This window comes from Streptomyces sp. HSW2009 (assembly GCF_040240285.1).
Taxonomy (GTDB): domain Bacteria; phylum Actinomycetota; class Actinomycetes; order Streptomycetales; family Streptomycetaceae; genus Streptomyces.
Window position 1 is genome coordinate 1 of sequence record NZ_JBEHZD010000188.1, and the last position, 13,224, is coordinate 13,224.

The following is a 13,224-nucleotide window of genomic DNA, read 5'->3' on the forward strand; positions in this document are numbered from 1 at the left end:
CCAGAACCCACCCCACGACACGCCCATGACCCGTTTCCACCTCGCCGCCGGCGACCGCACACCCAAACCGCCCCACGACGCTCCGTACCGTGTCTCCGGCCTGGGGCCGGGGGCCTTTCTCAACCATGAACAGGACGTTAAGTCGTGCTGTTTCCGTAGCAGGAAGATCAATTCCCGAAGGGAAGACCTTAGTTGAGCAGCCATCCAGCCCTCACCACCAGCGAAAATACGGCGTACGACCAGCAGAGCCTGACGATCCAAGACGATGCGCGACTTCTCCCCTACTACGGGAAACGCACCTCCGCCCCGTTTATGCGTATTCCAAAATTTCCCACCGCCGCCCGCCCGGACACCCACCCATCCCGCCGAACGCCAACCCTCCACCCCGCACGCCCCCCACTCCCCCACACCCACCCCTCCACACCCCAGAACCCACCCCACGACACGCCCATGACCCGTTTCCACCTCGCCGCCGGCGACCGCACACCCAAACCGCCCCAACCCCACCAGGCAGTCCCAGACCGGGCCGAGGAGGCTCCTATGGATCGCTACTAGCAGCTACTGACCGCTACAAAGGGTCGCGACAGCATCAACTGCACCATCAAGAACAGTCGTCACACCAGGAGTCGCCGTCCGATCATGCGCATCGAGCCATGGTCGGGTGTCAGGGGCAGCAGTCCCCGACTATTCCGCTCTGTCGGACGGCCAAAGAAGGCAAACTGACTGGCACTGCGCTGGTCTATGCCTGGGGAGGGAAGACATGGCGGGTGAAGGTCGGCCGCGGGAGGGAGAGGGCGGGACACCGCGTGCGGAGCAGGAGGGGGCGCCGGTCGGTACCGACGGTTCCGTACGGGCCGCGCGTCCACACGGTGGTGCGGAACGTCCGGCCGAAGCTGCTGGATCGTCCGCCGGTGACCGCTCTGAGCTGCGGTTCTGCGTACTGGGTCCGGTACGGGTGTGCCGTGGGGGCGAGACGCTCGACGTGGGGTCACCGCAGCGACGCGCGCTGCTCGCCGCGTTGTTGTTGCGCCGCGGACGGACGGCGACGGCCCCCGAGTTGATCGACGACCTGTGGGGCGCACAACCGCCGGACGCCGCGGTGGCCGCACTGCGCAACCATGCGTCGCGGCTCCGCAAGTCGTTCGGGGCGAATGCGGAGGTGCTCGTCAGCGAGTCCGGCGGCTATGCGATGCAGGTGCCGGGCGGGGCGCTCGACCTGGGGCGGGCCGAGGAGTTACGTACCCAGGCCGACCTGGCGCGGACCGGCGGCGACCTGTCACGCGCCAAGGAGCTGTTCCAGCAGGCCCTTGAGCTGTGGCACGGCGAGACGCTGGCCGGGGTGCCGGGCCCGTACGCCACCACACAGCGCCGGCGGCTTGAGGAGTGGCGCATCGGCCTGCTGGAGAGCCGGCTCGAACTGGACCTCACGACAGGCCATCCGGCGGACTGCGTCGCCGAGTTGACCTCGCTGACGGCCACCCATCCGCTGCGGGAACGACTGCGCGAACTGTTGATGCTGGCGCTGTACCGCAGCGGGCGGCAGGCCGAGGCGCTCGCCGTGTACGCGGACACCCGGCGGCTGCTCGCCGATGAGTTGGGCGTCGACCCGCGCTCGGAGTTGTCCGCGTTGCAGCAGCAGATCCTCCAGGGCGATCCGGCGCTGAACCCGCCGGCCCGGGCCAGTGCCGGGACCGCGCGGAGCCCGATGGTGCGGCCGGCCCAGTTGCCGGCGGCGGTGGCGGACTTCACTGGACGCACCCGGCTGGTGGCGGAGCTGGCGGACCATCTGGGTTCGGCCGCCGCGCCGGCGACGGCGGTCGCGGCCGTGGCGGGGATAGGCGGCGTCGGCAAGACCACGCTGGCCGTGCACGTGGCACACACCGCCAGGCACCTGTTCCCCGACGGCCAGCTCTACGTCGACCTTCAGGGTGCCGGCCCCGGGGCTGTCGAGCCCGAGGTGGTGCTCGGCTCGTTCCTGCGCGCCCTGGGCGTGCCGTACGAGGCGATTCCGGACGGGGTGGAGGAGCGTGCGGCGCTGTACCGCAGCACGCTGGCCGGCCGCCGGGTCCTCGCGCTACTGGACAATGCGCGGGACGCGGGGCAGGTCAGGGCGTTGTTGCCGGGCGCGGAGGGGTGCGCGGCGCTGGTGACCAGCCGTACCCAGATCGCTCTGGACGGTGCGCTGTTGGTCAATCTGGACGTGACGACTCCGGCGGAGTCGCTCACGCTGTTCACCCGGATCGTGGGGCATCGGCGGGTGGGCGGCGAGCACCAGGCAGCCGCGTCGGTGGTGGCCGCCTGTGGGCATCTGCCGCTGGCCATCCGGATCGCCGCCGCCCGGCTGGCCACCCGGCGGCACTGGACCGTGGCCACGCTGGCCGGGAAGCTCGCCGACGAGCGGCACCGGCTGGACGAGTTGCGGGTGGGTGACCTGGCCGTCACCGCGTGTTTCGGGCTCGGGTACGCCCAGTTGGATGCCGGGCAGGCGCGCGCGTTCTGCCTGCTCGGGCTGCCGGACGCGCCGGACATCTCGCTGCCGGCCGCCGCCGCCCTGCTGGACCTGGCGACGCCCGAGGCGGAGGACGTCATCGAATCGCTGGTCGACGCCTCCCTGCTGGAGACCCCGACGCCGGGCCGCTACCGCTTCCACGACCTGGTCCGCCTCTACGCGCGCGCCCGCGCCGAATCCGACCACCCACCGGCCGACCGGGAAGCGGCGCTCTCCCGGCTGCTCGACTTCTATCTGGCGACGGCGATGGGGGTGTACGCGCTGAGTCGGCCGGGGGATCGGGTGGTGGATCATCTGGGTCCGACCGCTTACCCGGGGCTGACCTTCGCTGACAGTCGCGCCGGGGTCGAGTGGCAGCACGTCGAGGCGACGGCCGTGCTGACCACCGCTCGGCAACTGGCATGGGGCGCCACCCTGCGGCGTGCGGTGGACCTGTTGCAGGCCTCGCGCGACCTCGCCGAAACGGGCGCGCACTCCCCGAGTTATCTCCAGACCGCGGCCGAGATACTCCGCTCCACCCTGTTGGCCGGAGACGCGCGCTCGGAAGGGCGGGCGCGCACGGTGTTGACCTTCACCCACAGTCTGGCCGGCCGGTTCGACGAGGCGATGGAGCAGGCCGAATGCGCGCTGCGTATCGGGGCGGAGGTCAACGACCCGGTGACGCAGGGACAATCGCTGAATGAGCGTGGCATCGTCTCCATCTATCTCCGCCAGTGGAATGTCGCCGAGAGCTATTTGACGCAGGCACTGCATGCCTTCCGTGCCGATGGCAACCGTCCCGGCGAGGCCAGCTCCCTTGCCAACCTGTCGCACGTCTACGCGGCGATCGACCAGGTGGAGCGGGCCGTCGAGCATGCCAGCCGGTCGCTGGCCATCTACCAAGAGCAAGGGGCTTCGCTGCGCCTGGGCAATGCCCTGTACGCATATGGTCTGGCGCTTGCCAAGGCCAGGTCGGATGAGAAGGCGTTGGAGCAGTTCGCCGCCGCGCTCGTCGTCTTCCGGACCAACCGGCAGGCCCTGTGGCTGGGGATGACGATGTACCGGATGGCCGACATTTACCTGACTGAGCACCCGGCGCTGGCGGCCTCGCACGCCGAGCAGGCGCTGACCCATATCGAGAACATCGGTGGCGCCTGGCGGCGGGCGACGGTGCTCACCACGCTCGGGACCGCTCTGGCACGCCTGGGGCAGCTCGACCGGGCGCGAGTGTGCTGGCAGGAGGCCCTCGTGGTCCATGAGCGTCTGAATACGGTCGAGGCCGCTGAAGTGCGCCAGCTCCTGGCGGACTTCGCTGATCCGCTTTCCGTGCATGCCGTCCCCGGGCTGCCGACATGACACGCCCTGCTCCCCCGCGTCCGGCCGCCCTGCCCTCCTGATGGGTCCGGGCCGTCCCGCTGTGGTCAGGTCGTACTGATGGCGGCCGGGCCGCCCCCGCTGCGGCCCCCCGGTCAGCTCGCCTGGGCCGCCGCCTCCGGTACCGCGCACAGTGCGGGGGTGGGCGGCGGCCCGGCAGGGGCGGTGCCGCTCTCCTCCTCGTACTGTCGGGCGAGGTAGCCCGCCTGGAATCGGCTGTCGGCGCCGAAGTCGTCCATCAGGTGGGCGATGCGCCGGCGGCAGGTGCGCAGGGATATGCCGAGGCGGCGCGCTATGACCTCGTCCTTGGCGCCGGTGGCCAGCAGTCTGGTGATGGCGGAGTCGATGCCCCGGGAGATCTCGCGCTCGCGGCTGCCCTGGTGCAGTCCGGCGAAGGGTTCCGCGGTCATCCAGAAGGTGTCGAAGACGGCCGCCAGGTAGCGGGCGAGGGCCGTGTTCCGTACGACGACGGATAGTTCGGCGTCGTCGGGGCCGGGGAGGATGGCCTGCGAGCGGTCGATGACGATCATCCGCGGCGGGAGGACGTCGAGCGTGCGGACCTCGGCGCCGGCGGCGCAGAGGTCGGCGACGCCCTGCTTGGTGATGCTGCTGTACCGCGTGCTGTGCTGGCACAGCGTGCGCTGCGCGACGCCGCGGCCGAGCAGTTCCAGGTATTTGGGCAGGCCGCGGTCGGCTTCCTCCTGGGTGCGGATGCCGAAGGGTTGGATGACGCAGGCTTCGACCTGGCAGACCTCGGTCATCTCGCTGATCATCTTGTGCAGCAGTTCGGGGTCGTCCACCACTTCCACCCCTTCCGCCGGGTCCTGGCCCATGGCGGCTTCCAGGTGGACGGGCATGAAGGCTTCGATGGCGGCGCGCTGCACCGCGAGTCGGGACTGTTCCGCGCGCAGCGAGTGCTCCCGCGGGCCGACCCGCTCGGCCGCCGCGGTCTGCGGGTTGATGGCCACCAGGCGGGTGTGGGCGATGGACTGCCGGCGCAGGAGGCCGAGTTCGCGTAACTGGCTCACCGCGGCTGCGGCCTCTTCGTCGGACACCCGGAGCAACTCCGCCGCGTGCAGCGGCTCGACTCCTCCCTCGCGCACGGCGTGCTGGTAGAGCCGCATCGTCGTCGTGCTGTGGGTCACGCCCGGTTGGTTCGGCCTCATGACTCCCCTCCGCGTCAGCCCCCGTCTCCCACCAGGGTGACGCACGACGCTAACCGTCCGATAAGCGAATGCCGTACGCGGGGTGGTCGCCGTCGCGCGCTGCTGGCGGAGGGGGTGCGCGACGGCTCGTCGGCCGTGGCGAGATGCGCGTACTGACCCGGTACGGCTAGCCGCGGCGGGTGCCGGAGTCACCGGGGCGGAGGTCGCATTCCGCGGCGTAGTACAGGTGCACGTCGCGATAAACGCCGGCCCGGAACACATGGCCGCGCAGCGTGCCCACTTCTTGGAATCCGCAGTCGAGCAGGGCCGGAAGGCTCGTGTCGGTACTGCATGAGGTGGCCGTGAATGAGGTGGTGTGCGCGGTCTTCCGTAAATGGGAGAGGAGTGCGTGCAGTGCGGCGCAGTCGTCCGCCGCGACCGCCACCTGTGCTTGGCGCGGATTGGCGGGATTGGGGGCGCTTCCCAGGAGCGTTCCGCTTTCGGCGACGTACAGCGCGGCGTGCATCTGGGTGAGCCGGTGGAGCATCCATTGATCGTGCTGGGTCGATGGTTCGAGGCCGAGGAATCCGCTTCCGGAGTCGACTAGTTGGCGCAGTCGGTGAATGCTGTCGGTGAGGTCGATCGGGATGGGGTCAGCCATGCGCGACCAGTCCCCACATCTCCCGCTCCACCTCGTTCCCCTCGTACCGGCAGCCGCGCGGGACGACCGCTTCCCAGACGAATCCGGCGGCGCGCAGGGGCGCCAGCGGCGGGCCGGCCGCCGGCGTCACCCAGCCGTGCAGGCGGCGCAGGTTCAGCACGCACCGCCCGTGCGTGACGGCCGCGTCGACGAGCTCGGCCAGCAGGTCTTCGGCGTGTTCGGGCCCCGCCCCGTCCCCTTCGGTGGGCTGCGCGCGCTCGCGCGGGCCGATCTCAAGGCGGGCCCGGCCGCTGGCCCAGTCGATGTCGGTGTAGCGCACATAGGCCACGTCGCGTACGACGTAGAGGCGCTCGTCGCGCCGCGCCCACGGGTCGGCGATCCGGTGCGGTTCGGCCGCGTCGGACCATCCGGCGGGCCTTACCCCAAGGAGCTCACCCGGCAGTCGATATCCCGTGAGCAGCGACACATCGGAACTGCGGTACGCGACGAGCCTCATCAACTGGCCTCAATCAATCCAAACAACAGGTATATGCAGCAGGCGCCCCCGTTCCGCCGAGCTTGAACGGGCGACCCCGCGCCGCGCCCGTCTCCGCGACGATGGGCGCGGGCGGGTCCCCCGTTCGCCGAGAACCAGTAGGAATACCGGCCCCACACTCGACGGATACCATTCCCCGCGACCCGCCGAGCGCTTCAGAAGTGAGCGTGCCAGGAGCGGCAGGGGGCGTCTACACATGCTGCCCCTCAGCAAAGGGACCGGCACTTTGCGGACACTCCATCCGGCAGGTGCTTTCAGGGGGAAATGGTGCGGGTCCGCGTCGCGTATACGCCGTATGGGTCCGTGCGCCAACTTGCCGTGTGCCGCGGCCTGATGGTCGCATTCGCGAACGCTGGCGTCGATGGGGCGGCGCACCCCAATCGGCCGCTTTCTCGGCCTCGCATGCGGGCTGGCGGCAGGCTGCGGGTGGGGCGCCCGGTCGGGCTGGGGCAGCTTCTCGCACGCGGTTCCGCGGCCCCGTGGAGCGACCCGGTTGGCAGGGCGAACGTTGCTGACGGTCACTCAGTCCCGCCTTGCCTGTGGCGCCCGCGCGGCACACGTTCTACGGTGCCGCTACGGACCAGGTCGCCGTAGCCCGACCCGCACGGGGGGTCCGGACACCGCTTTCACCGCGATGAACTGGCCGGAGTACACCCCCAGCACGGATCGCCGTGCGGCCATAGCCGACGGTAAAGATCCACTATGGAATGGGAAGTAGAGATATATCCCCATCACCCCATGGATGCGGGATAGCAGTTGTTAACCACAGAGTTCGACACCGCATCAGTCGACGAGAATCGGCTCTCCGGTACACAACGCACCACACGTCTACCGCACCGGCAGATATTGCGAATCGGCCAACTCTTGTGGGCCCGCCGGAGAGCGCCGGCCCCTACTGACGTGGAGGGTGCCGACAAGGCAAACTGGCCCGAGCGATGCGCAGACACTCGGCAAGGGGAGACCATGGGCGACGATCAGGGGCAGGCGCGCCAACTGCGCTTCACCGTGCTCGGGCCCGTCCGGGCCCGGCGCGGCGACGAACCGCTGAGCACCGGGTCACCGCAGCAACGCGCCCTGCTCGCAGCGCTGCTGTTGCGCGACGGACGCACGGCCACCGCTTCCGAACTCGTCGACGGGCTGTGGGGCAACGAGCCGCCGGAGGCGGCCATCGCCACGCTGCGCACGTACGCCTCACGGCTGCGGAAGTCGTTCGGCAACGACGCCGCAGCGCTGGTCAGCGAGTCAGGCGGGTACGCACTGCGCGTCGCGGCCGATGCCCTCGACCTTGACCACGCCGAGCGTCTTGCCGCAGAGGCAGAAAAGGCCAAGGCCGCGGGTGAGCGGGCCAGCGCCCGCGACCTCATCGCACAGGCGCTCGACTTGTGGGACGGCGAACCCTTGGCGGGGCTGCCCGGACCCTATGTGGACAACCAGCGCACTCGACTGCTCGAATGGCGCATCAGCCTGGTCGAAATGCGACTGGACCTGGAATTGGAATTGGGGCACCACACCGAGACGATCTCGGAGCTGACCGCCCTGACGGCCGTACACCCACTCCGCGAGCGGCTCCGCGAACTGCTGATGCTGGCGCTCTACCGCAGCGGTCGGCAGGCCGAGGCGCTGGCCGTCTACGCCGACACCCGCCGGCTGCTCGCCGAAGACCTCGGTGTCGATCCACGTCCCGAACTGGCCGCGTTGCAGCAGCGGATCCTGCAAGGCGATTCGAGCCTGAGCACGCACGCCCCGGACGAGTATGCGAAGGCCCTGCCCACCTCCGTACGACCGGCGCAGCTTCCGGCCACGGTCGCGGACTTCACGGGTCGCGCCAGCTTCGTGGTCGAGCTGAGCAACCAGCTCAACACGGCCGAGGGCAGCGTGATGGCGGTGTCCGCAGTGGCCGGCATCGGCGGCGTCGGCAAGACCACGCTCGCCGTGCACGTCGCTCACGCGGCGCGCCAGCACTTCCCGGACGGCCAGCTCTACGTCGACCTTCAGGGCGCGGGCCCCGTGATCGCCGAGCCCGGCGCGGTGCTCGGCTCCTTCCTGCGCGCGTTGGGCACGCCGGACGAGAGCATTCCGGACACCCTGGAGGAGCGGGCGGCGCTGTACCGCTCCACGCTCGCCGGACGCCGCATCCTGACCCTGCTCGACAACGCCCATGACGCCGCCCAGGTCCGTCCGTTGCTGCCGGGCACGGAGGGCTGTGCCGCGCTCATCACCAGCAGGGCCCGGATGGTGGACCTGGAGAGCGCGCACCTGGTCGACCTCGACGTGATGAGTCCCGAAGAGGCGCTCGCCCTGTTCACCCGTATCGTCGGCGAGGACAGGATCGCCGGCGAGCGCGATGCGGCCATGGACGTGGTGGCCGCCTGCGGCTTCCTGCCGCTGGCGATCCGGATCGCCGCCTCGCGCCTGGCGGCCCGCCGCACCTGGACCGTCTCCGTCCTCGCGCGCAAGCTCGCCGACCAGCGCCACCGGCTCGACGAACTCCAGGCCGGAGACCTCGCCGTCAAGGCGACGTTCGAGCTCGGTTACGACCAACTGGAGCCCCAGCAGGCCCGCGCCTTCCGGTTGCTCGGGCTCGCCGACGGTCCCGACATCTCCCTCGCGGCAGCCGCCGCCGTGCTCGACCTCGACGTGTACACCGCGGAATCGCTGCTGGAGAGCATCGTCGACACCAGCCTGCTGGAGTCCGCAGCGCCCGGCCGCTACCGCTTCCACGACCTCGTACGACTCTACGCGCGGGCATGCGCGGAGCGTGACGAACTGCCGCCGTCCGAGCGGGAGGCGGCGCTCTCCCGGCTTCTCGACTTCTACCTGGCCACCGCGGCGCACGTGTTCACGCACGCCCGACCCGGCGACCGGCTGGTCGCGCACCTGGAGCCGACCCACACGCCGGGCCTCGACTTCCCCGACCGTACGTCGGCGACCGACTGGCTGTTCGCGGAGGCGGGCTGCCTGCTGGCCAGCATCCAGCAGTTCGCGGTGGGCGACACGCTGCGCCGGGCCACCGATCTCCTGCTCGCGTCCAAGGACCTGGCCGAGTCGGGTGCGAACTCGCGGCAGTACGAACTCGCCGCGCTGTCCGTCTGCAAGGAGGCCCAGCGGGCAGAAGACGCCCGGGCCGAGGGTCGGGCCCGGATGATGCTGACGCACACCTACCGGATGACGAGCCGGTTCGACCAGGCGGACGTGGAGGCCCAGCGGGCCATTCTGCTCGCCCACTCGGTCGAAGACCCGGTGCCGGCCTGTGAGGCCGTCAATGACCGGGGCATTATTGCCCTTTACCAAAAGCGGCACGAGGACTCCGAGAGCTATTTCCACGCCGCGCTCGAAGCCTTTCGGGCCGATGACAACCTGCCCGGTGTCGCCGGGTCGCTCTGCAACATCTCGCGGGCCCACGCGGCCATGGGACGCGTCGAGAGCGCCATCAAGCTCGCGGCCGAGGGCGTCGCCATCTACAGCAGCCTGGGGCTCGGCCTGCGGGTGGCCAACGGCCGCTACGCCATGGGGCTCGCGTACTTCCAGGCGAGCCGGTACGCCGAGGCCCTGGAGCAGCTCGACGAGGCGCGGACGCTGTTCCGCGACAACCGTCAGCGGCTCTGGGAGGGCTCCACCCACGCACGGATGGCCGAGGTGCACTTGGCCGCGCAGCGCCCGGCCGAAGCCGCCACCAATGCGGAGCGTGCCCTCGCGCTGCGTTTCGCCGGCGGCGAATACCGGCGTGGCACGGTACTCACGGTGCTCGGCAAGGCACTACAGGGCCTCGGTCAACTCGACCGCGCTCGTGCTTGCTGGGCGGAGGCGCTCGCCATCCATGAGCGGCTGCGGGCCGCGGAGGCCGAAGAAGTGCGCCTGCTGCTGACGCCGGCCACTGCCGCGTAGCCTGCGGCACCGTTGCGCGTTCATCAATCGTTTATCGCCGCCCGCCACCCTCATATCGTCGACCCGCCTCACCAAGGGGTACAGCGGGTCGGGGGATAAGGCCGCGCGATATCGCGTCAAGGCGGCCTACGATATCCGTCCGGCGGCTCACGGGGGAGCCGCCGGGCGGCTTTCCAGCAAGTCGCGCAACACGTCAACATCAACGGGGAGAAGAGAACATGAGCACCACCAAGTCGAACGTCGTCACCACCTTGGACAACCATCCGGACAGCGCTACCAAGCGCAAGCGGCCCGTGGTCCAACCGCTGGACAACCACCCTGACCTGGTGGATGTCAGCACTCTGGACAACCACCCTGACGGCGCGGATGTGAAGCCCCAGGACAATCACCCGGATGGGATGAAGGTGACCATGAAGGACAACCACCCTGACGACGCCGGCGCCACTACCCAGGACAACCATCCTGACGGGGCGCAGTAGACGGCCGTCGCGCCACTAGCGATCGGCGCGTTGGGTCGATCGGTATGAGGGCCGGCATCGATGGCGAGGAGGGGGAGCCATCGGTGCCGGCCCCTCTCGTTTTTGGGTATATCCACCTCGCCACCACCGATGGCTTCAAGACAAACAGATCGATGGCAGCCGACGCCATTGATCATTTACGTTTCACTAAGTGAACAGCAAATACGCCTCTGGCAAGGAGTTGGAATGTCGTCTTCACGAAAACTATGTGTCGCCCTGCTGTTCGCTGCCGCCTTGTCCGCCGGCACCGTCAGCACAGCGGTCGCGGACGGCCATCCCGACAGTGTGGTCCTCAAGGTTCAGGACGGACACCCCGATGCCGGGACCGTGGCACCGATGGACGGCCACCCTGACGCCGTCCTCAACTGAGGACCAACGACGTGGGCCGCTAGGAGAAAGCGTTTCACCACGTCGGCGCCTGCCAGCCGGCCCCTGCCCGGTAGGCGGCAGTTGCACGAGCACCGCTTCATCCGTTCCCCACCAACCGCGTCTCGCCCCAGCGCAGCACCGCCATCGGTTCCGCGCCTCAGGCAGACGCGGTTCGTGTTCCACGCGCCGCGGCGGCTAGCCGAGTGGAACACCGACCAGCCGCCGCGGGCGCCCGTACAGCAGCGGGCAGAAGGCCCGCGTTAGCCGCTAACTCTTGTACTTCGAAGCACTAACCACCCGGCACGTGTAGTACGTCCGCTCGGTGAAGGTGTAATAGCTCGTCATCGTGACCGTCTGGGACTGGCCTGGGGCGACCTTGACGCGCTCGTAGTCGCTGCCCATCAGGGAGCCTCCGGTGCTCTTCTCCCAGCGGACGGTGAGGGAGTAGTCGTAGGTGGTGGTGGATGCCGGGTTGCGGACGGTGATGTCGTACTGGAGTTGCTTGGTCGCCTCGTCGTAGCGGCAGTTGCTGCCGGTGGTCTCGCTGGTGACGTCCGCCTCGAAGGAGGGCTCGGTGGGCGTCGACGAGGTCGAGGACGAGGAGGAAGACGTGGACGACGAGTAGCTGCCGGAGCTCGGGGTGTAGTCGTCGTAGGTGGTGCCGCCCGATGAGGTGCTGGTGCTGGTGCCGGTCGAGGTCGAGTCGGTGCCGGAGGTGCCCCCGTTGACGAAGCCGCCGTTGGACGACGAGGAACTGCTACTGCTGCCGCCGCTGTCGTCGCAGCCCCCGCCGCCGCTGCGGCGGGCCCCCGTCAGGGCGACGAAGACGACGGCGACCATGGCCACCACCTGGAGATGGCGGCGACGACGTGTATGCATGAAATACCCCCGTGGAAAAGACTGGTTCAAGCCGATAACCCACCGCTTGACGCGCGCACGACAGCTTAAGGCAAGAGCTAGGTGGCGCCGCCCACTACGAGCGGGCCCTGCCGCGGCGCGGTGGGCCCGGCCGGTGGCGGGGGCGAATCCGGCCGCGGATGTCGGCGGGTCGTCGCAGGGCGACGCGTCCGGCGGGAGCCGGGCCGCTCGAACGTCCGTGGCGGATCTGCATTCCACCACGCCACAGGGGGCACATTGGTTCCCTTCTCGCCCCTTGGTTGTTGTCTTCACCAACTCCCCCCGCATCGTCACCGAGCGTGTTTCTCGCGTGGCAGGGGTGGCGGGACGGGCGTAGCGTCGGGTGGTGAGGGCGCTGACGCGACAGGACGAGGAGTCGAAGATGGTCCGCAACGTCTTCGGGAGCCTCATCGCTCTCATCGGAGCGACGGCCGTCGTCTGGAGCCCCTTCCGTGCCTGGTACGACGGCCGTCACGGTCGCGATGTGCGCATCGACGACCTGTTCACCGGGTGGGACGGCGGGCCCGGAACCGACGTGGCCCTCCTCCGCTCGCTGTTGCTGCCGATGCTCTGTGCCGCGTTGCTCGCCCTGCTCGGTCTGGCGCTGCGAGTACGGCCGTTGGTCGCGTTGGCCGGCCTCGTGGCGCTGGGCTTCACGGTGTTGTGGATGGTCAGGCAGGGACAGGCCACCGGCCACCTGGTGCTGGACGGCGAGGGCAACGGCCTGGGCGTCGGAGTGGCCGGTGCGCTGGGTGGCTCGATCCTGCTGTTGATCGCCGCCGCACTGATGACCAAACGCCCCACCCGCCGCGTCGATGGCGCACCACGGGCGGTGCCGCGCGACGACGTCCGTACCCGCGGCGCCCGAGGCGCCCGCGCCGCCTTCGACGGCCGCTACGACGGCACCCCGGGCCCCACGCCGCCGTACGGGACCCCTGGCGCGTACGGGACGGCAGGGACGTACGGGACGGGGCAGGGGACGTACGGCGCGGCGCAAGGGCGCGGGGCGGCACAGGGATACGGGACGTACGGGGGCGGTACGGGGCGCCGCGGGCCCATGGCGTACGGCGGCACGGCGCCCGGCGGGGCCGCACCGTACGGCGGGGCGACGACGGGTGAGAACGCGTACCGCGGGGTGACGACGGACGACGGCACGGGCGACAGAACAGTTGCGGGCGGCAGGACGGCGGCGGGCGGGGGCGCGTACGGCGGGGCAGCGGCGGGCGGCAGGACGGCGGCGGGCAGCGGGTCAGCGGCGGCGGGCGGCGGGCAATCGGGCCCCTCCCCCGCCTTCCCCGGTGTCGGGGCCAGGCCGGGTACCCGTCCCCCCCCCCCGGGGACCTGGCCCGCGG

9 protein-coding genes are annotated in these 13,224 nt (G+C 70.1%); 5 read left to right on the top strand and 4 right to left on the bottom strand.

The window, feature by feature from the left end:
* Positions 1-760: 760 nt before the first annotated feature.
* Complete coding sequence (gene afsR / locus AAHZ94_RS16130; protein ID WP_502964686.1) at positions 761-3,844, top strand: SARP-family global regulator AfsR; 3,084 nt, start codon at positions 761-763, stop codon at positions 3,842-3,844.
* 113 nt (positions 3,845-3,957) lie between these two features.
* Here afsR (AAHZ94_RS16130) and AAHZ94_RS16135 read toward each other — a convergent pair whose 3' ends face one another.
* From AAHZ94_RS16135 to AAHZ94_RS16145, 3 genes are all read right to left on the bottom strand, one after another.
* Positions 3,958-5,007, bottom strand: a complete 1,050-nt coding sequence (locus AAHZ94_RS16135) for a hypothetical protein (RefSeq protein WP_349993578.1) — start codon at positions 5,005-5,007, stop codon at positions 3,958-3,960.
* A gap of 187 nt (positions 5,008-5,194) precedes the next feature.
* Positions 5,195-5,668 carry a GNAT family protein gene (locus AAHZ94_RS16140; protein WP_349993579.1) on the bottom strand — a complete coding sequence of 158 codons (474 nt, stop codon included), beginning with the start codon at positions 5,666-5,668 and terminating at the stop codon, positions 5,195-5,197.
* The gene (locus AAHZ94_RS16145) at positions 5,661-6,164 is read right to left on the bottom strand and encodes a hypothetical protein (protein WP_349993580.1); all 504 of its coding nucleotides are present in this window, start codon (positions 6,162-6,164) and stop codon (positions 5,661-5,663) included. The genes AAHZ94_RS16140 and AAHZ94_RS16145 overlap by 8 nt, the downstream gene beginning before the upstream one ends.
* 939 nt (positions 6,165-7,103) lie before the next feature.
* Between AAHZ94_RS16145 and afsR (AAHZ94_RS16150) the strand changes: the two genes are divergently transcribed.
* The 3 genes from afsR (AAHZ94_RS16150) (at position 7,104) to AAHZ94_RS16160 (ending at position 10,975) form a co-directional block, all read left to right on the top strand.
* Positions 7,104-10,088 (top strand): SARP-family global regulator AfsR, encoded by a 2,985-nt coding sequence (gene afsR, locus AAHZ94_RS16150; protein WP_502964687.1) that lies wholly within the window; start codon positions 7,104-7,106, stop codon positions 10,086-10,088.
* A gap of 218 nt (positions 10,089-10,306) precedes the next feature.
* Positions 10,307-10,567, top strand: a complete 261-nt coding sequence (locus tag AAHZ94_RS16155) for a hypothetical protein (protein WP_349993582.1) — start codon at positions 10,307-10,309, stop codon at positions 10,565-10,567.
* Positions 10,568-10,792: 225 nt separating this feature from the next.
* Positions 10,793-10,975 carry a hypothetical protein gene (locus tag AAHZ94_RS16160; protein WP_349993583.1) on the top strand — a complete coding sequence of 61 codons (183 nt, stop codon included), beginning with the start codon at positions 10,793-10,795 and terminating at the stop codon, positions 10,973-10,975.
* Positions 10,976-11,242: 267 nt separating this feature from the next.
* On the opposite strand, the gene AAHZ94_RS16165 is transcribed toward AAHZ94_RS16160, so the two are convergent.
* Entirely contained in the window at positions 11,243-11,854 is a 612-nt protein-coding gene (locus AAHZ94_RS16165; RefSeq protein WP_349993584.1) for a hypothetical protein, read from the bottom strand.
* A gap of 364 nt (positions 11,855-12,218) precedes the next feature.
* Between AAHZ94_RS16165 and AAHZ94_RS16170 the strand changes: the two genes are divergently transcribed.
* The coding region (locus AAHZ94_RS16170) for a hypothetical protein (RefSeq protein ID WP_349993585.1) at positions 12,219-13,224 on the top strand (1,006 nt) is incomplete at its 3' end.